The 26,366-nt window shown below is 70.7% G+C and carries 18 protein-coding genes and 1 pseudogene; 12 read left to right on the top strand and 7 right to left on the bottom strand.

What is annotated here, in order from left to right; all coding sequences use genetic code 11:
• Nucleotides 1-500: 500 nt before the first annotated feature.
• The 5 genes from ACFWTC_RS09585 to ACFWTC_RS09565 all read left to right on the top strand — a co-directional run bounded on the left by ACFWTC_RS09585 (nucleotide 501) and on the right by ACFWTC_RS09565 (nucleotide 9,282).
• Nucleotides 501-1,436 (top strand): glycosyltransferase, encoded by a 936-nt coding sequence (locus ACFWTC_RS09585; protein WP_384026525.1) that lies wholly within the window; start codon nucleotides 501-503, stop codon nucleotides 1,434-1,436.
• A 189-nt stretch (nucleotides 1,437-1,625) separates the two neighbouring features.
• On the top strand, nucleotides 1,626-3,359 hold the full coding sequence (locus ACFWTC_RS09580; protein WP_384026523.1) for an MFS transporter: 1,734 nt from the start codon (nucleotides 1,626-1,628) through the stop codon (nucleotides 3,357-3,359).
• On the top strand, nucleotides 3,356-4,369 hold the full coding sequence (locus tag ACFWTC_RS09575; protein WP_383925300.1) for a TolB family protein: 1,014 nt from the start codon (nucleotides 3,356-3,358) through the stop codon (nucleotides 4,367-4,369). Before ACFWTC_RS09580 ends, ACFWTC_RS09575 begins: the two co-directional genes overlap by 4 nt.
• A gap of 210 nt (nucleotides 4,370-4,579) precedes the next feature.
• Nucleotides 4,580-6,433, top strand: a complete 1,854-nt coding sequence (locus tag ACFWTC_RS09570) for a VanW family protein (RefSeq protein WP_384026520.1) — start codon at nucleotides 4,580-4,582, stop codon at nucleotides 6,431-6,433.
• A gap of 206 nt (nucleotides 6,434-6,639) precedes the next feature.
• Nucleotides 6,640-9,282 carry a SpoIIE family protein phosphatase gene (locus ACFWTC_RS09565; RefSeq protein ID WP_383925295.1) on the top strand — a complete coding sequence of 881 codons (2,643 nt, stop codon included), beginning with the start codon at nucleotides 6,640-6,642 and terminating at the stop codon, nucleotides 9,280-9,282.
• An 81-nt stretch (nucleotides 9,283-9,363) separates the two neighbouring features.
• Here ACFWTC_RS09565 and ACFWTC_RS09560 read toward each other — a convergent pair whose 3' ends face one another.
• Nucleotides 9,364-9,624 carry a hypothetical protein gene (locus ACFWTC_RS09560; RefSeq protein WP_384026517.1) on the bottom strand — a complete coding sequence of 87 codons (261 nt, stop codon included), beginning with the start codon at nucleotides 9,622-9,624 and terminating at the stop codon, nucleotides 9,364-9,366.
• Nucleotides 9,625-9,984: 360 nt separating this feature from the next.
• Between ACFWTC_RS09560 and ACFWTC_RS09555 the strand changes: the two genes are divergently transcribed.
• Both ACFWTC_RS09555 and ACFWTC_RS09550 read left to right on the top strand, forming a co-directional pair.
• A complete protein-coding gene (locus tag ACFWTC_RS09555) occupies nucleotides 9,985-11,607 on the top strand; it encodes an ATP-binding cassette domain-containing protein (RefSeq protein ID WP_384026515.1) in 1,623 nt (540 codons plus the stop codon).
• A 631-nt stretch (nucleotides 11,608-12,238) separates the two neighbouring features.
• Nucleotides 12,239-12,772, top strand: a complete 534-nt coding sequence (locus ACFWTC_RS09550; protein WP_384026512.1) for an SMI1/KNR4 family protein — start codon at nucleotides 12,239-12,241, stop codon at nucleotides 12,770-12,772.
• A gap of 384 nt (nucleotides 12,773-13,156) precedes the next feature.
• Here ACFWTC_RS09550 and ACFWTC_RS09545 read toward each other — a convergent pair whose 3' ends face one another.
• The 5 genes from ACFWTC_RS09545 to ACFWTC_RS09525 all read right to left on the bottom strand — a co-directional run bounded on the left by ACFWTC_RS09545 (nucleotide 13,157) and on the right by ACFWTC_RS09525 (nucleotide 17,785).
• On the bottom strand, nucleotides 13,157-13,753 hold the full coding sequence (locus tag ACFWTC_RS09545) for a hypothetical protein (RefSeq protein WP_383932425.1): 597 nt from the start codon (nucleotides 13,751-13,753) through the stop codon (nucleotides 13,157-13,159).
• Nucleotides 13,750-14,922: an MAB_1171c family putative transporter gene (locus ACFWTC_RS09540; RefSeq protein WP_383932423.1), complete on the bottom strand. Its 1,173-nt coding sequence runs from the start codon at nucleotides 14,920-14,922 to the stop codon at nucleotides 13,750-13,752. The genes ACFWTC_RS09545 and ACFWTC_RS09540 overlap by 4 nt, the downstream gene beginning before the upstream one ends.
• 42 nt (nucleotides 14,923-14,964) lie before the next feature.
• On the bottom strand, nucleotides 14,965-15,657 hold the full coding sequence (locus ACFWTC_RS09535; protein WP_383932422.1) for a hypothetical protein: 693 nt from the start codon (nucleotides 15,655-15,657) through the stop codon (nucleotides 14,965-14,967).
• Between the two features lie 198 nt (nucleotides 15,658-15,855).
• Complete coding sequence (locus tag ACFWTC_RS09530; protein ID WP_383932420.1) at nucleotides 15,856-16,368, bottom strand: XRE family transcriptional regulator; 513 nt, start codon at nucleotides 16,366-16,368, stop codon at nucleotides 15,856-15,858.
• 826 nt (nucleotides 16,369-17,194) lie between these two features.
• The gene (locus ACFWTC_RS09525; RefSeq protein WP_384026509.1) at nucleotides 17,195-17,785 is read right to left on the bottom strand and encodes a dienelactone hydrolase family protein; all 591 of its coding nucleotides are present in this window, start codon (nucleotides 17,783-17,785) and stop codon (nucleotides 17,195-17,197) included.
• A gap of 347 nt (nucleotides 17,786-18,132) precedes the next feature.
• Here ACFWTC_RS09525 and ngcE point away from each other — a divergent pair, with 347 nt between their 5' ends.
• The 5 genes from ngcE (at nucleotide 18,133) to ACFWTC_RS09500 (ending at nucleotide 25,912) form a co-directional block, all read left to right on the top strand.
• Nucleotides 18,133-19,428 carry an N-acetylglucosamine/diacetylchitobiose ABC transporter substrate-binding protein gene (ngcE, locus tag ACFWTC_RS09520; protein ID WP_384026506.1) on the top strand — a complete coding sequence of 432 codons (1,296 nt, stop codon included), beginning with the start codon at nucleotides 18,133-18,135 and terminating at the stop codon, nucleotides 19,426-19,428.
• 216 nt (nucleotides 19,429-19,644) lie between these two features.
• Complete coding sequence (locus ACFWTC_RS09515; protein ID WP_384026504.1) at nucleotides 19,645-20,151, top strand: SseB family protein; 507 nt, start codon at nucleotides 19,645-19,647, stop codon at nucleotides 20,149-20,151.
• Nucleotides 20,148-20,792: a hypothetical protein gene (locus ACFWTC_RS09510; RefSeq protein WP_383932415.1), complete on the top strand. Its 645-nt coding sequence runs from the start codon at nucleotides 20,148-20,150 to the stop codon at nucleotides 20,790-20,792. The genes ACFWTC_RS09515 and ACFWTC_RS09510 overlap by 4 nt, the downstream gene beginning before the upstream one ends.
• On the top strand, nucleotides 20,793-25,412 hold the full coding sequence (locus ACFWTC_RS09505) for a putative T7SS-secreted protein (RefSeq protein WP_384026501.1): 4,620 nt from the start codon (nucleotides 20,793-20,795) through the stop codon (nucleotides 25,410-25,412). It begins immediately after the preceding gene.
• Nucleotides 25,409-25,912, top strand: a complete 504-nt coding sequence (locus ACFWTC_RS09500) for a hypothetical protein (protein WP_384026498.1) — start codon at nucleotides 25,409-25,411, stop codon at nucleotides 25,910-25,912. Before ACFWTC_RS09505 ends, ACFWTC_RS09500 begins: the two co-directional genes overlap by 4 nt.
• Nucleotides 25,913-26,035: 123 nt before the next feature.
• On the opposite strand, the pseudogene ACFWTC_RS09495 reads toward ACFWTC_RS09500, so the two are convergent.
• Nucleotides 26,036-26,218: pseudogene (locus ACFWTC_RS09495) on the bottom strand (CorA family divalent cation transporter); the annotation flags it as partial.
• Nucleotides 26,219-26,366 lie beyond the last annotated feature (148 nt).

Raw genomic sequence — 26,366 nt, 5'->3', positions numbered from 1 at the left:
CCCTTCCCTCCGCGCACGCCGACCGGCGTGTCGCCAACTCATGGCCGGGACGCGTGCGTGGGAAGGAGGTGCCGTCGACGGCAGGCCGGACGCGTGTGCGCGACCGTGCGTGCCCGTTCAACGGTGATGGCCCCCCACAACCGATGCCCTACGTGTTCCGCGTGCTTCCGCCCCCCGGCCGTCCGGCACCCCTCGCCGGTCCGGCCGCCGTGCGCGCCGCCTGTTCCCCCAAGCGGCGCGCCCGTACCGTTTTGCGTGTCGTACGTGTCGTACGTGTCCTGCTGTGCCCTGCGTGATCTGTCGCGTGTGTGTGGTGCGTGGACCGTCGTGCGTGTGGTGCGTGAACCGTCCTGCGTGTTCCGTCCGTTCCGGATCGGTTCCGGCATCGCCGAAGCGCGCCCGATCCGGTCGGCCTCGCTCAATCTAGACCACCGGGCCTACGCCCGGGGAGAGTTGAGGGAAACGCTCGGTGCAGGGTCCCGGGCGTGCATACTTCGCGGGTGACCAGCATCGTGATCCCGGCCCACAACGAGGGCCGGGTCATCGGCCGGCTCCTCGACGCCCTCCTGGCAGACGCCTCGGCGGACCCCTCCACGCGGGTTCCCGGGTCCGAGGAGACCGACATCGTCGTCGTCTGCAACGGCTGTACGGACGACACCGCGCGGGTGGCGGGCGCACGCGGCCCCCGGGTGCGGGTCGTCGAGATCCCGACTCCTTCCAAACACACCGCACTCCGGATCGGGGACGAGCACGCGCGGGGATTCCCGCGGCTCTACGTGGACGCCGACGTCGTCGTCGGGGCCGCCGACGTACGGGAGTTGACCGCCGCGCTCGCCGCGAGCCCGGGCCTCCTCGCGGCCGCGCCCGCGCGTGAGGTACCGCTGACCGGCTGCGCCTGGCCGGTGCGCGCGTACTACCGGGTGTGGCAGCGGCTCCCCGCGGTCCGTGAGGGACTGTTCGGGCGGGGGGTCATCGCGGTGTCCGAGCCGGGGCACGCGCGGATCGCGGCCCTGCCCCCGCTGATGGCCGACGACCTGGCCGCGTCCCTCGCCTTCGGGCCGGGAGAGCGGCGGGTGGTGGAGTCGGCACGGGTCGTCGTCCATCCGCCGCGCACGTGGTCCGACCTCATCAAGCGCCGTATCCGCGCGGCGACTTCGTCCGCCGAGGTGGAGCACTTCCAGGCATCGCGACCGGCGGGCGGGCCGTCCGGCCAGGGCGCGCCGTCCGGGCCGGAGCCGCTGTCCGCGCCCTCGGCTCCCTCCGCGCGCACCAGTACGGCCGACCTGCGCGCCCTGCTGCGTGCCCAGCCGCGGCTGCTGCCCGGGGTGGTGGTGTTCGTCGTGGCGGCCCTCGCCGCCCGCCGGGGCTCGCGCAAGGCCATCCGGAACCGCGATTTCTCCACCTGGCTGCGGGACGAGAGCAGCCGCCGGGGCTGAGGACGCGGCGCACCGCGGAGCGTCGGGGTCCGGGTCCGGGTCCGGGTCCGGCCAGGGTCGGGCCGTACCCGGTCGCCGCCCGGCCGAATCGCCTCGTACGCACCTCTGTTGCCCTGTACAACCACTATGGTTCCACTCGCGCGTTCGCGTACGCGTGTCCGAGACCGTCGTCATCGGGAGCTCCAGAACATGTACCTCGCGGACCGTTCCGCGCCCGCGCCCGCCGGCGCGAAGCCCGCGCGGGGACGGGGACGCCTCCGCGCCGGGGCCGTCGCCCCGGCCGTCCTCGCGCTGGGCACGGTCAGCCTGATCACCGACATCTCCTCCGAGATGGTCACCGCGGTCCTGCCGCTGTACCTGATAGCGGGACTGGGGCTGAGCCCGCTCGGCTTCGGCGCCCTCGACGGCGTCTACAACGGGGTCGGCGCGCTGGTGCAGCTGACCGGCGGGCACCTCGCCGACCGGGTCCGCAACCACAAGCTGATCGCCGGGATCGGGTACGGCCTGTCCGCCGTCTGCAAGCCGCTGCTGCTGCTCGCGCACAGCCTGGGGCCGGTGGGCGTGGTCCTCGCGCTGGAGCGCACCGGCAAGGGCCTGCGGACCGCGCCGCGCGACGCGCTGATATCCCTGTGCACGCCAGCGGAGTTACAGGGCCGCGCCTTCGGCGTGCATCGGGCCATGGACACTACGGGGGCGCTGCTCGGGCCCCTCGCCGCCTTCTTCATCCTGAACGCGGCGGTCGGGGGCTACGACGCCGTGTTCGGGGTGAGCGCCTGCGTCGCGGTACTGGGCGTGGTGGTACTCGTGCTGTTCGTACCGGGCAGCAGCAGCGCCGCCGCGGGCGCAAGCGGTCCGGTCGGCCCCGGCGCGCCCCGCCCGCCCCGACGCACCGCAGCCGCCGGTGGCGCCACCGCGCGAAGGCCCGCCCCGAGGCCGCCCACGGCGTGCGCGGGGCCCGAAAACGCCCCGATCGAGGACCCCGTACCGGCCGCGAACCCGGTACCGGCCGCAGGCCCCGCTGCGGCGGGGAACCCCGCACCGGCGCCGGACGCCGAACCGGCCGAAGACCTCATACCGGCCGACGACCAACCGGCCGCAGGCCCCGTACCGGCTCCGGGCCGGGCGGTCGGGGGTGCGGCCGGCGGGCGGGCGGACGCCGTGAGCGTGCGCGAGGCCCTGGCCCTGCTGCGGCTGCCCCGGTTGCGTGCCCTGGCGCTCTGCGCCGCCCTGCTGGGCCTGACCACCGTCAGCGACGCCTTCGTGTACCTGCTGCTCCAGGACCGCGCCGGCATCGGCGAGCAGTGGTTCCCGCTGCTGCCGCTGGGCACCGCCGCCGTGTTCCTGCTGCTGGCCGTGCCCGCCGGCGCCCTCGCCGACCGGATCGGGCGGCGCACCGTGTTCCTCACCGGCCACGCCCTCCTGCTGGCCGGGTACGGGCTGCTGCTGTGGGCCCCCGACTGGCCCGCCCTGCCCTACGTCGTCCTGGCGCTGCACGGCATGTTCTACGCCGCCACCGACGGCGTCCTGCCGGCCGCCGTCGGTGCCACCGTGCCCGCGCGCCTGAGGGCCACCGGCATGGCCCTCGTCGGCACCGGCCAGGCGCTCGCCCGCTTCGGCTGCTCGCTGGCCTTCGGCGGCGCCTGGACCCTGTGGGGGGCCGGTTCCGCGCTGGCCGCCGCCACGGCGGGCCTGCTGTGCTGCGCCGCCGTCGCCGCCTACGTGCTCCGCCCCACCGCTCCGGACGGCACCGCCCCGGGCACCGGAGGCGGCCCGCCCGCCTCCGGTGCCCGGGACGTGGCGCCTCCGGGTGCGGTCGCCGGTCGCCCAGAGCCCGCCCTGGCGCCCGCCCCCGTCCCGGACGAACGGACGCTCCACGACCGTGCCGCCGCCGATCCGACCCGACGCCCGCGAGGAACCCGATGACGCTCTCCCGCCGCCTGCTCGTGCTCGCCCTGGCGGTACTGCTCCTCGGCGGTGTCGCCGCCGCGCTCGTGCTGCGGGCCGCCGCCCGCGCCGATCAGCCCCGGGAGGGCGGCCCCGCGGTCGCCGCGGGCGAGGTCACGCTGACCCAGCGGGACCGGCTGGCCTTCCTGAACACCGCCCAGGGCCCGCACCGCGGAGCCCTCGCCTCGGTCCCGGCCGACGCGCCGGGGGCCGCTCGTACCGCCTCCGGGCTCACCTGCCAGCGCTTCCACGCCGCCGCCGGCACCGGGGTCTGCCTCAGCTCCACCCCGGGCGCGCTCGCCCAGGAGAACCGGGCCGTCATCGTCGACGCCGAACTGCGCGCGCTGCGCGCGTTCCCCCTCGCGGGCACCCCCAGCCGGGCCCGCGTGTCCCCGAGCGGCCGGTTCGCCGCCTGGACCGTCTTCGTCTCCGGCGAGTCGTACGGCGCCGCCTTCTTCTCCACCCGTACCTCGATCGTGGACACCCGTACCCAGGCCCTCGAACCCGACCTGGAGAAGTTCTCCATCTCCATGGACGGCCGGTCCTACGGCGCAGCCGACGTCAACTTCTGGGGCGTGACCTTCGCCGCGGACGACGACACCTTCTACGCGACCCTCGGCACCGCCGGCCAGACCCACCTGGTCAAGGGCTCGGTCTCCCGGCGTGCGGTCACCACGCTCGCCCCGAACGTCGAGTGCCCGTCCCTCTCCCCGGACGAGACCCGCGTCGCGTACAAGAAGCGCGTGACGCGCGGCGCGTCCCTGTGGCGCGAGCACGTCCTGGACCTGCGCACCCTGCGCGAGGTGCCGCTCGCGGAGAAGCGCAGTGTGGACGACCAGGCCGTCTGGCTCGACGACCGCACCCTCGCCTACGCCCTGCCCACCGACGGCGTCGTCGACAGCACGGACCTGTGGACCGTCCCGGCCGACGGCACCGGGGCCCCGCGCCTCCTGACCCCCGGTGCGTCCTCCCCGACCCGCCTGCGCTGACCCGGGCCCCCCTCCGGCGGCGCCCCGGGGAACGGGCGCAGCCCCCGCGGAACGCCACCGCCGCAACCCGGCACGCCCCCTTCGTGACAATCCGCACATTCATCCCCAAAGCCATGGCCCAGCGGGGATCATTATTTTCGGAATTGTCGTATATCGGCCTCCTCTGAGGTCTGCGCCCTCCGTCGCACGGTCGGCGCCACAGGGAGTGACATGGGACGCGCGGGCAGCTGGACCGGTAACTGGCGGATCGCCCTGCCGGTGGCGGGTGGAGCCGTCGTACTCGGACTGGGCGGCCTCTACGTCACCGGGCTCGTGGCCGGCGTCGACGTCGACCCGGGCACGCGGGTCCTCGGCGTGGACATCGGCGGCATGGACCGGGCTGAGGCCCGGCGGACGCTGGAGCGGGAGCTCGGGCCCGCCGCCGCGGCGCCGGTCGCGATGAAGATAGGCGACCGCGTCGAGAAGGCCGACCCGGCCGCGCTCGGGCTGGCCTTCGACGCAGCCGCGACCGTGGCGGAGGCCGCTCCCGCCGGACACGGCCCCGTCACCGTCATCGGCAGGCTCTTCGCCTCCGGCGACCGGGACGTCCCGCCCGTGATCCGCACCGACGAGCGGACCGGCCGGGCCGCCGTCGACCGCCTCGCCGACACCACCAGGCAGCAGGTCCGCGACGGGGTGATCGCGTTCGAGAAGGGCGCGGCGAAGGCCGTCACCCCGCAGCCGGGCGTCGACCTGATCGAGGACCGCGCCTACGACACCCTCCGTGACGCGTACCTGAAACCGGGCAGCGGCCCCGTCGTGCTGGCGGTCGAGAGCACCAGGCCGCGCACAGGGGCCGAGGAGACCGACCGGGCGATGCGGCAGTTCGCGCAGCCGGCCATGTCGGGACCGGTCACCCTCGGCGTCGCGGGCAAGCGCATCTCCATAAGCCCCGCGGTCCTCGGCGAGCACCTCGCGATGAAGGCCGACGGCCAGGGCCGCCTCGTGCCCGACCTCGACGCCAAGGGCCTCCTCGCCGACGCCGCGGTGGCCCGCCCGGTCAAGGAGGCCACCGGGGTCCCGCGCGACGCCGACCTCGGCCTCGCCGCCGACGGCCGCGTGATCGTCGAGGACGAGGGCCGGACGGGCCGCAAGGTCACCGACGCGGCGCTCGGCCAGGCGGTCATGCCACTGCTGACCCGCGCGGGAGCCGCCCGCAGCGCCGAGGTCGCCACCGTCGCCGTCAAGCCGGACCTCACCCCCGCCGACGCCCGGCGCCTCGGCATCAAGGAGAAGGTCTCCTCCTTCACCGTGTCCTTCCCGGCCGCCCCGTACCGCACCACCAACATCGGCCGCGCCGTGGAGCTCATCAACGGATCCGTGGTCATGCCGGGCAAGGAGTGGAGCTTCAACCGGACGGTCGGGGAGCGCACCCCGGAGAACGGCTTCGTCGACGGCATCATGATCAACGACGGCCAGTACGTGAAGTCGCCCGGCGGCGGCGTCTCGGCGGTCGCCACCACCATGTACAACGCCATGTTCTTCGCGGGCGTCAAGCCCGTCGAGCACGGCGCCCACTCGTTCTACATCGAGCGCTACCCCGAGGGCCGGGAGGCCACGGTCGCCTGGGGCACCCTCGACCTGCGCTGGATCAACGACACCGGCCACCCCCTCTACATCCAGGCCGAATCCACCGACACGTCCCTGACCATCAGCCTGCTCGGCACGAAGAAGTACGACGAGGTGCGCGCGACCAAGGGGCCGCGCACCAACGTCACGCCGCCCGCCAAGCGGACGGGCAGCGGACCGACGTGCGAGGTGCAGACTCCGCTGGAAGGCTTCGACGTGTCCGTCGGGCGCGTGTTCGTACAGGGCGGCAAGGAAGTCCGGCGCGAGGAGTTCAAGACCCACTACACGCCCCGCGACGAGGTCACCTGCACCCCGCCGGCCACGGAGGCCCCGCAGAGCCCCCAGGCGCCCGCGGCCCCGCAGAGCCCGCAGGCCCCGCAGGCCCCCGCCGCCCCGGAGTCCGCTCAGGCGCGGCCCGCCACCGCCCTGGCCGCCGGCAGCCCCCGTACCGCGTGACGCGGGTCCCGTACGCGTGACGCCGGCGGCCCGCCGTCCGGCCGGCGGGGGACGGCGGGTAACCGCCAGGGTGTGAATTGTGCGTGCCGGGGGCCGCGGGCGCCCGGAAGTGCTACAACTGGGATCGTGACCCTTCCTCGCCTCCCGTGCCGGGCACGTCGGTGCGGTCACCCCTAGGCATCAGGTTCCGAAGCGTCGCCGGCCAGGTGTTCGTCCTCCAGGTGGCGATCGTGGTGTTGCTCGCCGCCGGAGCCCTCCTGGCCCTCGTGTTGCAGTCGCGACACGACATCGACCGTGAGGCGCGCAACCGGTCGGTCTCCGTCGCGGAAACCTTCGCCCACTCCCTGGGCCTGCCGGCCGCTCTGCGGACGTCCGACCCCGCCGCCATCCTGCAGCCCGTCGCCGAGGAGACGCGCAAGGCCGCCGGGGTCGACTTCATCGTGGTGATGGACACCAACGGCATCCGCTACTCCCATCCCCAGCCGGACCGCATCGGAAAACGGTTCGTCGGCTCCATCGAGCCCTCCCTCGCCGGACGGGTCCACACGGAGAGCGTGCAGGGCCCCCTCGGCAAGGAGATCCAGGCCGTCGTGCCGGTCACCGCCTCCGACGGCCGCGTCATCGGCCTGGTCTCCGCCGGCCTGACCGTGAAGAACGTGACCGGGGTCGTCGACCGGCAGCTCCCGGTCATCCTCCTGGCCATCGCGACCGGCCTGGCCCTGGCCACCGGCGGCACGGCGCTCATCAGCCGACGGCTGCGCCGCCAGACCCACGGGCTCGGCACGCAGGAGATGACCCGCATGTACGAGCATCACGACGCGGTGCTCCATGCCGTCCGCGAAGGGGTGCTGATCACCGACGGTGACGGACGGCTCCTGCTGGCGAACGACGAGGCCAAACGGCTCCTCGGCCTGCCGGACGACGCCGAGGGCCGCTACATCGGGAACGTGCCGTGCCTCGACCGCCGGATGGCCGACCTGCTGCTGTCCGGCCGGGTCGCCACCGACGAGGTCCTGGAGACCGGGGACCGGCTGCTCGTCGTCAACCAGCGGCTCACCCACCCCCGCGGCCGCCCGGAGGGCACCGCCGTCACCATCCGCGACTCCACCGAGATGCAGGTCCTGACCAGCCGGGCCGAGACGGCCCGCAAGCGGCTCAAGCTCCTGTACGACGCCGGCGGCGACATCGGCACCAGCCTCGACGTGGTCCGCACGGCCGAGGAGCTCGCCGCCGTGGCCGTACCCCGGTTCGCGGACTTCGTGACGGTCGACCTCGCCGACCAGGTGCTCGACGGCGACGAGCCCGCCCCGGGCGCCGACATGCGGCGCACGGCGGTCAGCGGCATCCGCGCCGACCACCCCCTCTACCCCCGCGGCCGGCTGATCGACTTCCTGCCGTCCACCCCCCAGGCACGCGGCTTCGGCACCGGCCAGGCCGAGCTGGTCACCCGCCTGGAGGACGCGCCGGGCTGGCAGGCCCAGGACCCGCCGCGCGCCCGGGCCATCATCGACTACGGCATCCACTCGCTCATCGCGGCCCCGCTCACGGCCCGGGGCGTCGTCCTCGGCGTGGTCAACTTCTGGCGGTCGGAGAAGCCCGAGCCCTTCGACGAGGACGAGCTGTCGCTGGCCGAGGAACTCGTCGCCCGCGCGGCGATCAGCATGGACAACGCCCGCCGCTACACCCGCGAGCACGCCCTCGCCGAAACGCTCCAGCGCAGCCTGCTGCCGCGCGCCCTGCCCGAGCAGAGCGCCGTCGACGTGGCGCATTTCTACCTGCCCGCCCAGTCCGGGGTCGGCGGAGACTGGTTCGACGTGATCCCGCTCGCTGGCAGCCGGGTCGCGCTGGTCGTCGGGGACGTCGTCGGACACGGCCTGCACGCCGCGGCCACCATGGGCCGGCTGCGCACGGCGGTGCACAACTTCGCCTCCCTCGACCTGCCCCCCGACGAGATCCTCGCCCGTCTGGACGACCTCGTACAGCGCATCGACCACGACGGGGACGGAGACGACACGGGCGGCGGCGTCCTCGGCGCCACCTGCCTGTACGCCGTCTACGACCCGGTGTCGCAGCGCTGCACGATGGCGCGGGCCGGCCACCTGCCGCCCCTCGTCGTCGCCCCCGACGGCGCCACGGAAATCGTGGACCTGCCGGCCGGCCCCCCGCTGGGGCTGGGAGGCATGCCGTTCGAAACGGCGGAGCTGTACCTGGCGGAGGGCAGCCAGCTCGTCCTCTACACGGACGGCCTGGTCGAGGAGCGCACCCGGGACATCGGCGAGGGCCTGGAACTGCTGCGCACCGCGCTGAGCCACCCCGAGCGAGACCCGCAGGAGAGCTGCCGGGCCGTCCTCGACATCCTGCTGCCCGAGCGGCCGACCGACGACGTGGCGCTGCTCATCGCCCGTACGCGGACCCTCGGCCCGGACCGGGTCGCGCAGTGGGACGTCCCGTTCGAGCCGAGCGCGGTCGGCGCCACGCGCAACGCCGCCGCGAAGAAGCTCGACGAGTGGGGCCTGCCGGAACTCGCCTTCGCCACGGAACTGATCCTCAGCGAACTGGTCACCAACGCCCTGCGCCACGGCAGGGCCCCGGTGCGGGTACGGCTGCTGCACGACCGGGGCCTGACCTGCGAGGTGTGGGACGGCAGCAGTACCGCCCCCCACCTGCGGTACGCCGCGACCACGGACGAGGGGGGCCGCGGACTGTTCCTGGTCGCCCAGCTCAGCGAGCACTGGGGCACCCGGTACACCCCCGACGGCAAGGTCATCTGGGCGGAACAGGCCCTCCCCGGCTCCCCGGGCGCCGCGGAACCCTCCCTCGCGGCCTTCCTGGACGTGGACCCCATCTGACCGCTCAGCGGTCGGGCCTGCTACCCGGGGCGGCTGGGACGGGCGGGGCGGCCGGGGCGAGGGTCGACGGGGAGCCTCCCGTCAGGCCGCCTGCTTGACGGGGGCGGGCGGGTTGGAGACGAGGTTCCTCAGGTCGCGGCTGCACAGGGCCGCGGCCGTCGCCAACGTGACCAGGGCGGCGCCCGCCAGCAGGGTGGTCTCCTTGCCGATCAGGTCGCTCAGCGGACCGGCGGCCATCTCCCCGATCGGCAGCGCGATGAAGGACCCGAGCGCGTCGTACGAGTACACGCGGGCCAGACGGTCCTCGGGGATGTTCTCCTGGAGCGAGACGTCCCAGGCCACCCCAGGCCCGTCAACCCGCTGTTTCACCCTGCTTGTCCGGTAACCGGCTGGTGAACCGGCTGCTCGGCGGTCACGCCGAAAGCGGGTCGGACCCTGGTGGACCGGGCCGAACGCGGCCTGGAGGCGGGTCTCCGCGCCGGCTCCCGGACTGCTCGGCGGACCCCGAAACGGCCTGCGGACGAGCGATCTGCGGGATTGCGAATATGTCAGGTCGGACTCCTCCGGCAATCATCCACCCATTCACGAATGACTGGATTGATCCCCGGCCGTCCGAATCCGCGACACATACCGGCGCCCGGCGCCCGCGGCCGGAACAAATTGCGTTGCCGATCATGACGACAGGAAGAAGAATGGCGCCGCATGGGACATGTGGAGGCCGTGCACCTGAGGTACTACCTGCCGGACGGGCGGGTCCTCCTCGGGGACGTGTCGTTCCGGGTGGGCGAAGGCGCGGTCGTGGCGCTCGTCGGCGCGAACGGGTCCGGGAAGACCACCTTGCTGCGCCTGGTCTCCGGTGAACTCAAGGCACACGCGGGCACCGTGACCACCGGCGGCGGCTTGGGCGTGATGCCGCAGTTCGTCGGTTCCGTACGCGACGAGAGGACCGTACGGGACCTCCTGGTGTCCGTGGCACAGCCGCGGATCCGGAAGGCCGCCGGCGCGGTCGACGCGGCGGAGCGCCTCGTCATGACGGTCGACGACGAGGCCGCCCAGATGGCGTACGCGCAGGCGCTGAGCGACTGGGCCGAGGCCCGCGGGTACGAGGCCGAGACCGTCTGGGACATGTGCACCACCGCCGCGCTCGGCATCCCGTACGAGAAGGCCCAGTGGCGCGAGGTCCGGCCGCTCAGCGGCGGCGAGCAGAAGCGGCTGGTCCTGGAGGCACTGCTGCGCGGCCCCGACGAGGTGCTGCTGCTCGACGAGCCGGACAACTACCTGGACGTCCCCGGCAAACGGTGGCTGGAGGAGCAGCTGGCCGAGACTCGCAAGACCGTGCTGTTCGTCTCGCACGACCGGGAGCTGCTCGCCCGCGCCGCCGAGAAGATCGTGGCCGTCGAGCCCAGCCCGGCCGGATCCGAGGTGTGGGTGCACGGCGGCGGCTTCACCACCTTCCACGCGGCCCGGCGGGAGCGGTTCGCACGCTTCGAGGAGCTCAAGCGGCGCTGGGACGAGAAGCACGCACAGCTGAAGAAGCTCGTCCAGGACATGCAGCAGTACGCCGCCCGCAGCGACGTGATGGCCTCGCGCTACCAGGCGGCGCAGACCCGGCTGCGCAAGTTCGAGGAGGCGGGCCGGCCGCCGGAGCCGCCGCGCGAGCAGGAGATCAGCATGCGACTGCGCGGGGGCCGCACCGGGGTGCGCGCCGTCACCGTCGAGGACCTCGAACTGACGGGTCTGATGCGGCCGTTCGACCTGGAGGTCTTCTACGGGGAGAGGGTCGCGGTGCTCGGCTCCAACGGTTCCGGGAAATCACACTTCCTGCGGCTGCTCGCGGGGGACCCGTCGGTCGGGCACCGTGGCGCCTGGAAACTGGGCGCCCGGGTCGTGCCGGGCCACTTCGCCCAGACGCACGTCCACCCGGAGCTGCTGGGCCGCTCGCTCGTCGACATCCTGTGGACGGAACACGCCCGGGACCGGGGCCGGGCGATGTCGGTGCTGCGGCGGTACGAGCTGGAGCGCCAGGGCGACCAGCCGTTCGACAAGCTCTCGGGCGGCCAGCAGGCCCGCTTCCAGATCCTCCTCCTGGAACTGGCCGGTACCACGATGCTGCTGCTCGACGAGCCGACGGACAACCTCGACCTGGAGTCGGCGCAGGCCCTGCAGGAGGGACTGGAGGCGTACGAGGGCACGGTCCTGGCCGTCACGCACGACCGGTGGTTCGCCACGTCCTTCGACCGGTACCTGGTCTTCGGCGCGGACGGCGTCGTCCGCGAGACCGCCGAGCCGGTGTGGGACGAGCGACGGGTGGCCCGCACCCACTGACCCCGTGGGTCTGCGCCTTCTCGGACGAGGAGGCACTGTCGGGCTTCCGCGCGTGCGCAGCACGACTCGGACCGGGAGTGGGAGTACCGCACGGTGCGTGCCTGCTGGACGTGACGGTGCCCATGCCGGGGGTGCCCGCGGGTGCGGCGCTGGATGCCGGCGGCGACGACGGGATGCTGTTCCCGCCCGTTGTCGGGGTGAGGACGAGAACGAGGAACCTGGCGAAGCCGCAGCCTGAGCGCCTGGGGGATGGGCACCGGGCTCTCCGCTACTGAACTTGATTGGGTGATATTCGCGCCGTTCGCCTTACGGCGGCAGCTCAGCTCCAGTAGCTCTGGAACGTGAGATACGCGCAGGGCATCGGGTTGACCGCGACGCGGGGAGGGGGGCGAGTGCCCGGGTGAGGTCCTGGTCTTCACGCAAGGCGGCTACCTGTCGTGGCTGGAAGTCTGTTCATGGAGCGACGACGTCGAGGTGACCCTGGCCACCGCACGTCGCTGGCTGCAGACACGCTCTTGATCTCGAACGGCCAGAGTCCAGCGGTCTCCGAGACACCACCGACATCACGAGTTCAAGGTCAGTAGCTGCCCTGCCGCCCATACTCGTTGACTTCAGGAGGAGGACTCCCGCCATGACCAGTTCCCTTGCTCGTCTCCTCGAAATCGCTCCGGCACCGGACGTGCCCCGTCACAAGGACTGGAGTGAGGTGGAGCGCAGCCTTGAGGTCGACCTTCCATCCGACTACAAGGAGCTCATTCGCCTCTACGGCGGGAGCAACTGGGACGACTATCTTTACCTCCTGGAGCCCGGCTGCCCCAGCGAAAATTATGACCTCATCGAATGGGCAAAGAACCAAGCCGAAGTCTTGGAAGACCTGTGGGAATTCGAGAAGAAGCCCCCGGAGCTGGAGGTAGACGGGTCCCGAGTCATCCCCTGGGCGACCACGGACAACGGAGAATGTCTCTACTGGCTTGTTCGTCCAGGTCTTGAGCCGGACCAATGGACCGTCATGTTGAACGAGGCACGTGGCGACCGGTGGGAGCACTACTCCGTATCCTGCACGCGATTCCTCGCCTCATCTCTCGATGGCGAGCTGCAGTCGAACATTCTGTCCTCCCTGTTCCCCCGCGCCACACATGAATATCGTCAGCTCAACGCGGTATGACCCAGGCGCCGATCGCTCGATCGTCTTGGGAACAGCGATTGGGTCCCTCCGTCGAGAGGGCGCCCGTTAGGGAGTGCGGCCACAAGCGCAGCTGCGGGACGGCCTGTCCGGGCCGGGACGGGAAGTTCGGCCTTCCGTCACGCGCCGATCTTGCGGTAGCGCGGAGTCGAGCGCATCCCCTAGGTCAGGGCAGCGACGAACCGGTCGAGGACGGCTGGGCATCGGACAAGAGCGTTCAGCAAACCGTGGACGCCGTGGACGACGATTCGAGGAACCGCGGGGACCCGTCTCGACAGGGGGCCGGGGCCGCAGGCGGCAAGTGGCGGCCACGCCCCCGGGGGGCCCCGCGGGGCGCGCGCCCTCGTACGGTGGGCTCCGGTCGGGCTATCGGACCAGGGCGAAGGTGCCGGCCGCGACGGCGCCGCCCACGAGGGTGCCCGCGAGGACCTGGGCGGGCGTGTGGTCCTTCAGCGAGACCCGGGACCAGCCGACGACGGCGACCAGCGCGTAGGCGGGGAGGACCCGGGGTCCGTAGGTCAGGGCGAGCATGGCGACGCTCCCGGAGGACACCGCGGCGTGCACGCTGATCTTCCAGGCGGGGGTCACGGCGAGGAGCACGGCGAGGGTGGCCAGCATGGCCGCGATCAGCGCGATCATGCTCCGGGGAGCTCCGAAGGCCCACAACAGTAGGATGCCGGTCGCCACCGAGAATATGATGAAGGTCATCACGACGATGCGCGGCTGCCTCTGGCCGACGTGCCGGTCGGCCCAGCGGCCGCGGCGGATGCCGTACTTGATGAAGGCCAGCGGGATGACCGCGGCGAACAGGCAGCCGAGGAGACCCCACCCGATTCCGGCGAAGCGGCCGGTGTGCCAGCCGATGAGGACGGTGTCGGCGATGATCCAGGTCTTGGGATCGAGCCCGTCGGTGATCAGGCGCGCGGCCCGGGACTCGTCGGGGCGGGTGAGCGTGGTCGTCACGCCGTGGCCTCCTGGCTGGTTGCGGTGGTGAGGAACTCGTCAGCCACGGAGGAGTGGTAGATCCGGGCGAGTTGGAGGAGCTTTCCGACTTCGGCGGCGAAGTCGAGGTCGTCGATCCCGTCGGCGGCCGGTTCCTGCGTGCTGCTGACGGGCAGGGCGCCGCGGGCCTTCGCCTCGCGCGCCGCCCGCAGCCAGAGCGCTTCGGCCGCCGGGCTCGTCGGCGGGTCGAATCCGGCCCGCCGCGCGGCGGTCTGCGCGCGCTCGCGGACGCCTTCGTCGGCGTACGCGTCGAGGGCCAGCGAGGCGTCGCGGATCTCGATCACCCTCCGGTACAGCCGCAGGCGCGGACTGCGCAGGAGCCCGGTCCTGAGGACGATGTCGGGGGTGACCGCGGTCAGGTCCTGCCAGAGCGGCTGGAGCTGCCTGTGGTGCCGGCCGTCCTGGACGGTGCGCCAGGCCACCCCGAACGCGGGGATGCTGCTTCCGACGAGGATGAAGCCGATCGCCATGTACTTCAGGGCGTCGGTGGCGTGGTCGACCGCGATGTCGCCGGTGCTGTCCGTGAGGCCCGCGAGGCGGCTCGTCATGTACCCGAACCGCAGCAGGGTGTAGAGGACGCCGACGGCGGTGCCGATGCCCATGAGGCGTACGCCGGTACGGAGCCACCGGGCACTGGCGTGCCGCGCGCTGCCCCAGAAGAGCCAGGTGGCGGTGGCCATGGCGATGCCGAGGTAGACGACGAAGACGAGGTAGTAGGCCGTGGCCCAGCCGTTGCCCGCGTTCTGCATGGAGAAGTCGGTCACTTCACGGTGCCGCGGGACGAAGAAGACGAAGAGGACCGCCATCACGGCCATCGCCGTGAGGGCGACGTAGTGGCGGGCCCGCAGCCGGCGGCCGGTCTCCGGCCTGGCGACGGCGACGACGAAGTCGACCACCGCGCCGGCGGCGACCATGCCCAGGCAGTGCTTGACGAGCGTGGACAGGTTGTTGACGCCGGCGCGCTCGTCCAGGGCGAGCATCACCCCGGGGAGGCGGAGCGTCATGGAGAGGGTCAGGGCGGCGAACGCGGTCCACAGGGCTCGCTGCTTGACGGTGCGGACGGCGGAGGGGACCCGCCAGACCGTCACCGCCCACAGCATGATCAGGACAGCGATTTCGATGCGTTTCACTTCACGACTTCCGCTTCACGGCTTTCACTTCACGCTGTCACTTCATGACCAGGTGTTTCGAACGGGGTGCCCGAGCGCGTCGTGCAGGCGCGCGAGACGGTCCTCGGCCTGGCCGGAGTTGGACTGCGTCGTGTAGCGGCCGGCCCGCTCGTGGATGAGCGTGGCCAGGGTCTCCGCCTGCCGCTCCTGCGGGCTCGCGAACTTGCTCCGCCCCATGAGGTGCGCCAGACGGTCGATGTCGAGGCCGAGTTCCTCGTCGATCGGCTCGCTCGTGCGGGCCACGCTCCTGATCCGGGCCGCCTCGGCGCGGATGATCGAGGCGACGGGAAGGTCGGGACGGTCCAGACCGGAGACGGGCGTGTGCGTGCGTGTCAGCAGGCGCTGAAAGTGCTCGGAGGCGCGGGCGAGTTCGTGCTCCGACGACTGCTCCGATATTTCGAGCTCGGGGGCGACGTGCCCGAGCAGCATGTGGGAGATCTCGTGGAGGACGATCTGCACCTTGAGGATCTCGGCGGCGACGGCGTCGTAGAACACGAGGTCCGCGACCTCCAGGCCGATCCAGATCCCGCACGGCAGGGCCGGGTCGGGAGGGCCGTCGAGGGGCAGCAGGATCAGTGGCCGGCCACGCTGCTCGGCGATGCCTTCGCAGAAGGCCTCGAGCTCGAACGGCTGCGGGATGACGAGTCGGTCTGCGGCGGCGGCGCACTCCGCATCAGTGCGCTTCCACCACCGCATGGTTGCCCTCCCCGCCCTGAGGCTCTCCCCGGCGTGGGGCCCAACCGCTGCATGTCGTCGCCCACTTCGCACACCTGATCGCCTCGAGGGTAACCGGAAGTGTGGGGGGCGGCCGAAAGGGTTGTCCGGACAGGCCGAAAGACGTCGCCCACGCGGGTAGCGTGTCCGGTTCGCGTTCCTACGGGTCCTTGCGCGCCCTCACGCGTCCTTGCGGCGGCGGCGGCGCGGATTCACGTCCGGAAGCCCCTCGGCCTTCCGGAGCTGCTTGATCAGGCCGGTGACGGACCTCATGGACCCGGCGGACAGTCCGCTGAGGCGGAAGGCCGCCGCCTTGACCTGCTCGTCCTCCAGGACCTGGGCGAACTCGTCGGCTGCTGCGGCCTTGCCCGTCTCCTCGCGCAGTCGCGCGATCCTCTCCTCGATGCGCTGCTCGATCGCTTCGGCGTTCTCGCCGTCGGCGAGGTATCCGACGGTGACGCCGAAGAAGTTGGCGATCGCGCGGATCGAGTCGATGCCGGGGTTCGGATTGCTGTTCAGCCGGATGGTCTGGACCGTGCCGTGCGAGACGGACGGGCCGGGCAGCTGCCTGGTGCCCTCGGCGATCTCCTGGTACGTGTACGGACCGCGGCTCACCGGGTGGATCGTCTCGATCAAGAAGCCGAGGCGGTCGCCCATGGTGTCCCGCCGGCCGGTGGGGGTTTCCTCGCCCATCACCGTCACTGCTCCCGTCTGCTCCTGGCATCTCGTCGAATGCTGAACCACCACCTGCATTATCTACTGGCCTAGACGGCTCTCATCACACAGTGCGGTCAAGCTCGTCTACCCGGCTAGCGGACTTCATCGAAAGTGACCCACGCCACATCGTCGGATGATCACCACGCGGCGCTTGACAGGCCGCATGGGGGGCGACGTATGTTCCTTCAGTCATCTAGCCCGCTAGATGCACTGGTGCTCAGATACAGGGCGAGTCGCGTCTAGTGTACTGAGCACCGAAGCTGGCGGGCGAAGAGGACGCGCGGGAGAGTGGTGATGCCGCGACGGCGTCGGACCCCCGCGGTGAAACCGGTATTCGGGGGCACTTCCTTCCCGAACGCCGGGATCTGGGCGGCCTCGGCCGTGGGCTGGGGCACGGGGGTGCCCAGCCCACGGCACCGGGGAACCCCCGCCGCCAGGAGCGGGTCGAAGCGGAGGGGCGCGCCCCGGGTCCAAGAGGGGCCGACCCGGGCCGCGGACTACGGCCAGTCGCGCTTCTCGAAGAAGCGGAGGCGCAAGCGGAGACCGGTCTACGGCTGATGGCCGGGATCAGCCGGTGCCGGCGATCGAGATCGGCGGGGGTACGGCCCGGCGCCGACGGGGCCGGGTCAGTGGCTCCGACGCGCTGGAGAGCATCGACGCCGTGGTGCGCCGTGGATCCCCGGGCGCCAGCCCCCGCCGGAGGAGGATCCCGAACTGGGCGGCTCCCTCACCTGGCTGCCCGCCGAGGACATCCCCTGCCGATTCTTCGCCTGCCTCTACCGGATGGACGAGGAGTTCGAACTCACCCTATGGGTGGATAGCGGGTGTAGCGGACGTCGTTGCCGCGCTCGCGCAGTGCGGCGACGACCTTGTCGGTGTGGGCGACCGGGATGTTGAGGTCGTCCTCACCGTGGAAGGCCCACACGGGCAGGGCGCCGATCCGGTCGGCGGCCTCGGGCATCCACGACCCGCAGATCGGGACGGCCGCCGCGAAACGCCCGGGGTAGCGGGCGGTGATCGCCCAGGTCCCGGCCCCGCCCATGCTCAGCCCGGTGACGTAGGTACGGTCCGGGTCCGTGCGGTACCGCACGAAGACCTCTTCGAGGAGCGCGCGTACGCCGCTGATCTCCGGGGCCCAGGTGCTGCAGGCCGGGCACTGCGGGGCCACCACGACGAACGGCAGCTCGGCGCCCTGCGCCAACTGCTTGACCGGCCCGTGCGCGACGAGGTCCATGGGGTCGTCGCCGCGCTCGGAGGCGCCGTGCAGGAACAGCAGCAACGGCCACTTCGCTGCCTCGTCCTCGCGGTAGCCGGACGGCAGGTGCAGCAGGTACGGGAGGCTGTTCCCGGTGTCGTCGACTTTGAATACGTGGGACTGCAGAACTGTGGTCACATACACCTGCCTCGAATGGTGGGGCGAAATTTCAGGCCTCAGCATCCCGCCCCCAATCCGACCTGTCTATAAAACCGGTGGACCTTCGAAGCCATTCCGTCCAATTCTTCCCCGTCGGCGTCCGTAAAACTTCCCCTGCCGACGACCTCGCCCGCTACCGACATCATAGATACAGTTCAACACCGCTCTTTCGGTCGGCCGAGGGGTCCTCGTCGCTGTAGCCCCGCTATGGCCGACCCCATACCCGCCCGGACTGGAATTCCTCGTAAATTGCCGACCGCTGAATTGTGCACGCCGCGATAATCGCGTTGCCCGCATTGGTCGGCACACGCATCGATTTGCTGAGGGTGAACGAATTGGAAACGCAGTCCGGCAGTCCCTTCGGAGTCGACGCCCGCGCCGGCCTGGACGTCGTCGTCTTCGACGGCGGCCTCGGCGACCGGTACGTCGTCGAGGCCGAGGCCCGCTACCGCGCGGCCTTCCCCGGGGCGGAGATCACGCACACCGCCGTCCCCGACATCCGGGCCGCAATCCAGCCCCGCTTCGACGGGGGCACGCCGCCTGACCTCCTCGACAACACGGGTCCCGAGTCCCTGCCGACGGCCGCGCTCGCCGCGTCCGGGGCCCTGACGGACCTGCGGCCCCTGCTCGCCGCACCCTCCGCCGACGACCCGGACCTCACGGTCGGGGAGACGCTGATCGACGGCGTCGTACAGAAGGGCCGGTTCGGCGGCGAGGAGGTGTGGGCCCTGAACTACGCCTACTCCGCCTTCGGCCTCTGGTACTCGGAAGAACTCCTGGAACGGCACGGCTGGAGCCTTCCGAGGACCTGGGACGAGATGCTGGCGCTGTGCGCGGCCGCCGCGAAGGAGGGCATCGCCGGCTGGACCTACCCGGGCCGGTACCCCTTCTACCTGCAGTGGACTCTGTACCCCTTCATCGCGAAGATCGGCGGCCCCGACGTACTGAAGTCCATCGAGAACCTGGAGCCGCAGGCCTGGCGGCAGCCGGCCGTCCAGCAGGCCTTCGAGGCCTACCACGAGCTCACCGCGAAGGGCTATGTACTGCCCGGCACTCCCGAGCTCGACCACACGGCGTCGCAGACCGCGTGGACGGAGGGCAAGGCACTGTTCATCCCCAACGGCACCTGGGTGGAGAAGGAGGCGGCGGCGACGACCCCGCCGGGCTTCCGGATGGCGGTGGCCCCGCCCCCGGGTCTCGACTCCGGTGACGCGATGCCCTTCGAGACCATCTGGGCCCAGGTCGGCGAGGCCTACGTAGTCCCGCGGAACTCGGCCAACCCCGAGGGCGGCATGGAACTCCTGCGTCTGATGCTGACCAGGGAGTCCGCCCGCGACTTCTCCCGTACCTCGTCCTCCCTGACGACGGTCCGCGGCGCGGCCGAGGGCATGGACCTCCCGCCCGGGCTCGCGTCGGCGAGCGCCATGGCCGCGGCGGCCGGCTCCCACACCGTCGCGCCGCGCACCGACTGGTACCAGACCCTCAACCGCGAGGTGATCGCGGGACTGATCGGCGAGATGATGGCCGGCCGCCTCACTCCGGCCGAGACCCTCACCCGGATCCAGCGGGCCGCCGACGCCACCGCACAGGACCCCACGGTCCCCAAGTACCGCCACCCCTGACGTCCCCCACCCCCGGAGGGAACCTTTCGGAGCCTTCGCGAGCACACGGCGGATCCACGGAGTCGACCCGCCTTCAGCCAGTCTCGCTTCTTGAAGACGACGTAGAGGCTGACGCAGACCACCGCCATCAGCAGGATCGCGAAGGGGTAGCCCGCGGCCCACGCTGCGGCGCGCCGGGCCGCAACCTGAGATTGCAGTCGAAAAACCGAACATGTGATGATCGCTGTCGTGACGATGAACGGGGAAGGTCAAGGGGGAGCGAACCCGCAGCCTGGGAAGCCCATGCGGCTGGCCGATCTGGCTGACGCGGTTGTGGCGCCCGCCGTGACGGAAGCGAAGGCCAACGCGCCCGTCGAGGGCCGGGAGGCTGCGGCACGGCGCGAGTTCGCGGTGCTGCTGGGTGAGTTCCGGCGTACGGCGGTGCTGGTGCCGTTCGATCCGTACGGCAGCCTGTGGACGGCGGAGCAGGGCGGGGTCCGGTGGATCTGCGCGTTCTCGGACGAGGAGGCGCTGGCCAGGTTCGCGCGTGCGCAGGGTGAGGTGGAGCGGGAGTGGGAGTACCGCACGGTTCTCGGTGCACGGCTGTTGGACGTGATGGTGCCGATGCTGGGGGTGCCCGCGGGTGTGGCGCTGGACGCCGGCGGCGATGACGGGATGCTGTTCCCGCCCGTCGCCGGTGTGGTGCCGGAGTCGGCCGTGGTCGATCTCGGGGGCGCGCGGTGAGTGGTGCTGATGCTGATCTCGACCTGCCTCCGGGTGCACTGGAGTTGATAGCCGGCGGCATCAACAAGGCGCATGGCGAGCTGAAGGACCTGGGCATGATCGGAGAGGCGTCGACGGGTCGTGGGTTCTCGGATCTGTCGCTGTCCGGGATGCAGTTGGGCCACGAGGGTCTGGCGTCGGGGTTCAAGACGTTCTGCGAGCGCTGGGAGTGGGGCGTGCGCGGCCTGATGATGCGCGGGAACGGGTTCGCGTCGGCGGTCGGCCTGTCGGCGGGTGCGATCAGCGAGCAGGAGCAGTACGTGAAGGACACGTTCAAGATCGCGGTGAACGGGGTGAACGGCAACCCGCATCTGTCGGAGGACGAGGTCAAGGCCAAGGACTGGGACGAGATCCGGGACCAGCACCAGTGGGACGGGGCGGACTGGAGCGGCGAGTCGTTCTCCGACGCCCACGCGGAGGTCAAGCAGACCTGGCAGGACACCGCGTACGACGTGGAGGACGGTCTGCTGGACTCGATGGAGAACTCGGGTCTGCTCGACGGGGAGCAGCGCGAGCTGATGGACCGGGAGCTGCGCGAGACGCTGGATCCCACGCAGGAAGCGGTGGACAGGGCGAAGCAGCCCACGTGGGGGAGCGAGTAGATGGTGGACTTCGGGGGGCTGGTCGACAAGGGTCTGGGCAAGCTCGAAGAGGGCTGGGACGCGGGCAAGAGGGCCGTCGGCGAGGGCATCGACAAGGCCACGGACGTCGTCGGGGACGGTCTCGAATACGTCGGTGCCGAGGACTGGGCGGACTCGGTCGAGGACTGGGGTGACCGTACGGCGTCGTCGCTGGGGGCGAAGGTCGGCGAGCAGCAGCTCGGGCAGACCGAGGAGGCCAACGAGCTGATCCACGGCAACGTCGGTGACATCAACGCCAGCGTCAAGAACCTGCGGGACTTCCAGAGCGCCTTCGACTCAGTGGGTCAGGGCATGAAGGGCCTGGACTCCAGTCGCTGGAAGGGTGAGGCGGCGAACGCGTTCCGGGAGAAGTTCCAGACGCTCCCCACGGACTGGTTGCACGCGGCGGATGCTTTCGAGGGCGCGGCCAAAGCCCTGGAGGCGTACGCCACGTCGGTGACGTGGGCGCAGGGCAAGGCGAAGAAGGCCATCGCCCTTTACAAGAAGGGGCAGGAAACCTCGAAGACCGCTGTCGACGCCTACAACAGGAAGGTCGACGCCTACAACGACGCGCGTACGGGCGACCATCCGCTGCCCAAGCCGGACCCGTTCACCGATCCGGGCAAGGCCGGGCGGGACCGGGCGCAGGAGGTCCTGGACGATGCCCGTCGTCAGCGCAACGAGGCGGCCGACACGGCGAACAAGGCGGTCGCTGCCGCGCTCGCCCATGCGCCGGCGATGCCGTCGGCCACGGACCGGGCCAAGCTCAACCTGGCCGACTGGGGCGTGGGCCAGGGGGTGGAGATGCTCCACTTCGGAGGTGGTGTGGTCAAGGGCGTCGTCGGGATCACCAACTTCGTCCGCGCGGTCAGCCCGCTCGACCCGTACAACATCACCCACCCGGCTGAGTACTACAAGAACATCAACATGACCCTGGCCGGCCTGGCGTCCACCGCGGCACACCCGGACCGGGCACTGAAGAGCGCGTGGGACGCCGCCAAGGGAGACCCGAGCGAGTTCCTCGGCAGACTCTTCCCCGAACTCATCGGCACCAAGGGTGCCGGAGGACTGAAAGCCCTGGCGCGCGTCAAGCACCTGGACGACGTGCCGGATGGGAAGGGACGTGGCGGGCACAACGACGATCCTGACGGCAAGGGGCGGGAATGCAAACAGCTCACGTGCGACGGAGACCCCGTTGACATGGCCACCGGCCGGATGGTCCTGCCGCAGACGGACATAGCACTGCCGGGCTCCTTCCCCCTGCTCTTCGCGCGCACCTTCGAGTCGTCCTACCGCGCGGGTCGCTGGTTTGGCCCGTCCTGGTCGTCGACCGCCGACCAGCGGCTGGAGATCGACTCCGAAGGGGTCGTGTTCGTCTGCGAGGACGGCAGCCTGCTCGCGTACCCGCATCCGGCACCGGGTGTTCCCGTACTACCGACGCACGGCCGTCCCTGGCCGCTGGACCGTGATCAGGGCAATTACACCGTCACCGACCCCGATACCGGCTATGTGCGGCACTTCACCGAACGTGACGGCGAACTGGCGCTCCTGACGCAGATCGACGACCGCCGCGGCCGCTGGATCGCGTTCGATTACGACGAGGCCGGGGCACCGGCGTCGGTCGTCCACCACGGCGGCTACCACCTGAAACTGACGACCGCCAACGGCCGTGTCACCGCCCTGCACCTCGCCGGAGCCGCTCGGGACGGCACCGACCAGGAAATCCTCCGGTACGGATACACCGACGGACACCTCACGCACGTGACGAACTCCTCCGGCCGCCCGCTGCGCTTCGGTTACGACGCCGACGGTCTGATCACTTCGTGGACCGATACGAACGGCAGCCGCTTCGACTACGTCTACGACGACCAGCATCGCTGTACGGCCCAGGCAGGGACCAACGGCCACATGGAATCCCGATTCACTTGGGACGGCTCCGACCCGGCCACCGGCCTGCGTATGACGTCCATCACCGACGGGCTGGGCAACACCGCCCGGTACCTCGTGAACGACCGGGTCCAAGTCGTCGCGGAGATCGATCCGACAGGAGCGGTCACCCGCTACACGTACGATCACCACCACCGGCTGCTATCCCGGACCGACCCTCTCGGACACGTCACCCGTTCCACATACGACGACGGGGGCCGGCTGAAGGAGGTCGTCCGCCCAGACGGCCGGCAGCTGTACGCGGAGCACAACGAGCTCGGCCTGCCCGTGCGCGTGATACACGCCGACGGCACCGTCATCCGTCAGACCTATGACGAGCACGGCAACCGCACCTCGTACACCGACGCCTCCGGGGCGACCACGCGCTTCACCTACGACGATGCGGGACACCTCGCCTCGGTGACGGACGCGCTTGGTGCCACCACACTCCTGCGTTGCAACGACGCGGGGCTGCCGGTCGAGGTCACCGACCCTCTGAGCGCCGTCACACGCTACGAGCGCGACGCTTTCGGCCGTCCCCTTGCGATCGCCGACCCGCTGGGGGCGGTCACCCGCTTCGAGTGGACCGTAGAGAGCCAGATCGCCGTCTGCACCGAACCGGACGGCGGTCGGCAGGCATGGACGTACGACGGCGAAGGCAACTGCCTGACCCATACCGACGCCTTGGGCCAGACCACCCGGTACGAGTACACGGACTTCGACCTGCTGGTGGCCCGGACCGGACCGGACCGGGTACGGCACGAGTTCCAGCACAACATCAACCTTCAGCTCACCCGTGTGACGAACCCGCTCGGGCTGACCTGGGAGTACGAGTACGACGCCGCGGGCCGGCTCGTGTCCGAGGTCGACTTTGACGACCGGCCCTTGCGGTACCGGTACGACGCGGTCGGCCGGCTGGTCGAGCGTGTAAACGGTCTCGGTCAGACCATCCGCTTCGATCGCAACGAACTGGGCCAGGTCCTCCGCAAGGACAGCGAGGGTGCCGTCACCACCTACGAGTACGACGTCTTCGACGAGCTCGCCGTCGCGGTGAACGCCGACGCCACACTGGTGCGGCTGCGAGACCGGTACGGACGGCTGAAATCGGAGACGGTGAACGGTCGCGAGCTCGCATACGACTACGACGAGCTCGGCCAGCTCATCGGCCGGACGACCCCGAGCGGTGCGGTCAGCACTCGGACGTACGACGGGGCTGGCCGCCCCGTCGAGCTCACGGCATCTGGCCGTACGATCGCCTTCGAGCGCGACGCGGCCGGCCGTGAACTCATCCGCAGGATCGGCGAAACGGTGAGTCTCGCCCATCGGTTCGATGCGAGCGGACGTCTTGCCGATCAGCAGATATCCGGCCGGGGCCGCAACCTCCAGCGCCGCACGTACTCCTACCGCGAGGACGGCCACCTGATCGGCGTCGAGGACCAGCTCTCCGGGACCCGCCGCTTTGACCTCGATGAGATGGGCCGGGTCACCGCCGTGCACGCCTCGGGCTGGTCGGAAACGTACGCCTACGACGCGGCAGGCAATCAGACCGCCGCGGCCTGGCCCGCGAGCCACCCCGGACAGGAGGCCACGGGGCCCCGGGCCTTCACCGGCACCCTCCTCACGCGGGCCGGTAACGTCCGCTATGAGCACGATGCGCAAGGCCGTACCGTGCTGCGGCAGAAGACGAGGCTCTCCCACAAGCCGGACACCTGGCGCTACACCTGGGACGCGGAAGACCGATTGGTGTCCACAGTCACGCCGGACGGCACGGTGTGGCGGTACCTCTACGATCCCCTCGGCCGCCGCATCGCCAAGCAAAGCCTCGCCGATGACGGCAGTACCGTGCTGGAGGAGACCTCCTTCACCTGGGACGGCGCCACGCTGTGCGAGCAGATCAGCCACGGTGCCGCGCTGCCCTTGCCCATCGCCCTCACCTGGGAGCACATGGGTCTACGCCCTGTCTCGCAGACCGAACGCATGCTCGGCAAAGAGACGCCACAGGAGACCGTGGACGAACGCTTCTACGCCATCGTGACCGACCTCGTCGGTGCGCCCACCGAACTTGTCGACGAGTCGGGGGACCTCGCCTGGCGGACCCGCAGCACGCTGTGGGGTACGACGACATGGGCGACCACGAGCGCGGCGTACACCCCGTTGCGTTTCCCGGGCCAGTACTTCGACCCCGAGACGGGACTCCACTACAACTTCCACCGCCACTACGACCCCGAGACGGCCCGATACCTCAGCAACGATCCCCTCGGTCTCGACCCCGCACCCAATCCGACGACCTACGTGCACAACCCACACACCTGGTCCGACCCCCTAGGGCTCAAACCCTGCAAGATCCGGGTCTCTCCGGTCGCCCCCGACTGGGCCACCAAGGGCGCGCACATCCACATCCCCCTGAAAAAGGGGAAGGAACACGAAGTAAGCATCACCGTGGACAGGGATGGCAACATCCAGGGTGCCCCCATCAGACTCGAGGACGGCTGGGCATCGGACAAGAGCGTCCAGCAAGCCGTGGACGCAGTGAACAACGATCCGAAGCTGCGCGCGGACCTTCTGGCCAAGGCCAAGTCGGCGAAGGAGCACATGGACGACCACAACTGGGGCAACAAGCAGAATCGCTCCTCCGAAATGCAAGCCCTGATTGACAAATTGGAGAACTGGCCGTGACCGGCATCGAATTCCTTGCTTCCTTCATCGCGGCCGGACGCCTGCACGGGATCGGCATCGGCTCCACCCTCGACGAGGTCGACCGCGCCGTCGCACACCGCTTCGTCGATGTCGTCGACGAGGGTGGCGCATCACTTCACCGCGACTACGGATTCGTCGAGTTCTACTTCAACCCCGGCGAGGAGTGGGTGATGTCCGGTGGGTCGATCGAGTTGCACCGGCTCGCATCCGGCTACGACATGGCGGAGGAATGGGCCCGGACCATGGGCGTCGAGTTCCCCCGCTACGTAGCCTGGCAGGATGTGCGGGACGCGCTCGCCCGTGTCCCCGGAGCCCCGGAATTCAAGGTGACCGACCAGGGCGGCTTCCTCGAATATCGGGCGGCCGCGTCCAACGTTTCCGTCCTCGTCGTGGACGACGACGAGGAGGAGCGGGGCTACCACGTAGGGCACGGGGACGTATGGAGCGTCAGCCTGTGGGCGCCGGTAAGGGCGAGGTGACTGCTTGCGGGGCCGCCGCAGTGTCACGGCCCCGCTGCGTCGACTTCCCCATGCGTCCAAAGCGGCCTTGACGAGGGTAGCGTCGATGCGAAGCCGAGGCCTGTATGAGCGTGCCGGGGCTTGGAGCCAGTCGCGACGCTTGAAGATGACGTACAAACTGACGCAGACCATTGCCATCAGCAGGATCGCGAAGGGGTAGCCGGCTACCCACTGCAGCTCTGGCATGGTCTCGAAGTTCATGCCGTAGATCGTGCCGACCAGGGTGGGGGCGAAGAGGATGGCGGCCCATGAGGAGATCTTCTTGAAGTCGTCACCCTCACGCCGCTGACCTGCGGAAAGCGCCCGGAGAAACCCTCTGATCTGCGGCGATCAGCCTTTCCGTCCCTTTCACCGTGCTGCCCGTTTGTACGGCCGATCCTCCCCAGCCGCTCCCCAACGCGGGATGGCGTCCCAC

The sequence above is a fragment of the Streptomyces sp. NPDC058619 genome, assembly GCF_042717785.1.
In the GTDB taxonomy this organism is placed as follows: domain Bacteria; phylum Actinomycetota; class Actinomycetes; order Streptomycetales; family Streptomycetaceae; genus Streptomyces.
The sequence above is the reverse complement of the archived record's forward strand: the minus strand, read 5'-3'. Positions and strand labels throughout refer to the sequence as shown.

Excerpts from the sequence above, each read along its gene's own strand:
- ACFWTC_RS09580 (WP_384026523.1), top strand. The coding sequence starts at position 1,626 with ATGTACCTCGCGGACCGTTCCGCGCCCGCGCCCGCCGGCGCGAAGCCC.
- ACFWTC_RS09575 (WP_383925300.1), top strand. The coding sequence starts at position 3,356 with ATGACGCTCTCCCGCCGCCTGCTCGTGCTCGCCCTGGCGGTACTGCTC.
- ACFWTC_RS09570 (WP_384026520.1), top strand. The coding sequence starts at position 4,580 with ATGGGACGCGCGGGCAGCTGGACCGGTAACTGGCGGATCGCCCTGCCG.
- ACFWTC_RS09555 (WP_384026515.1), top strand. The coding sequence starts at position 9,985 with ATGGGACATGTGGAGGCCGTGCACCTGAGGTACTACCTGCCGGACGGG.
- ACFWTC_RS09550 (WP_384026512.1), top strand. The coding sequence starts at position 12,239 with ATGACCAGTTCCCTTGCTCGTCTCCTCGAAATCGCTCCGGCACCGGAC.
- ACFWTC_RS09535 (WP_383932422.1), bottom strand. The coding sequence starts at position 15,657 with ATGCGGTGGTGGAAGCGCACTGATGCGGAGTGCGCCGCCGCCGCAGAC.
- ACFWTC_RS09530 (WP_383932420.1), bottom strand. The coding sequence starts at position 16,368 with ATGGGCGAGGAAACCCCCACCGGCCGGCGGGACACCATGGGCGACCGC.
- ACFWTC_RS09515 (WP_384026504.1), top strand. The coding sequence starts at position 19,645 with ATGATCGCTGTCGTGACGATGAACGGGGAAGGTCAAGGGGGAGCGAAC.
- ACFWTC_RS09505 (WP_384026501.1), top strand. The coding sequence starts at position 20,793 with ATGGTGGACTTCGGGGGGCTGGTCGACAAGGGTCTGGGCAAGCTCGAA.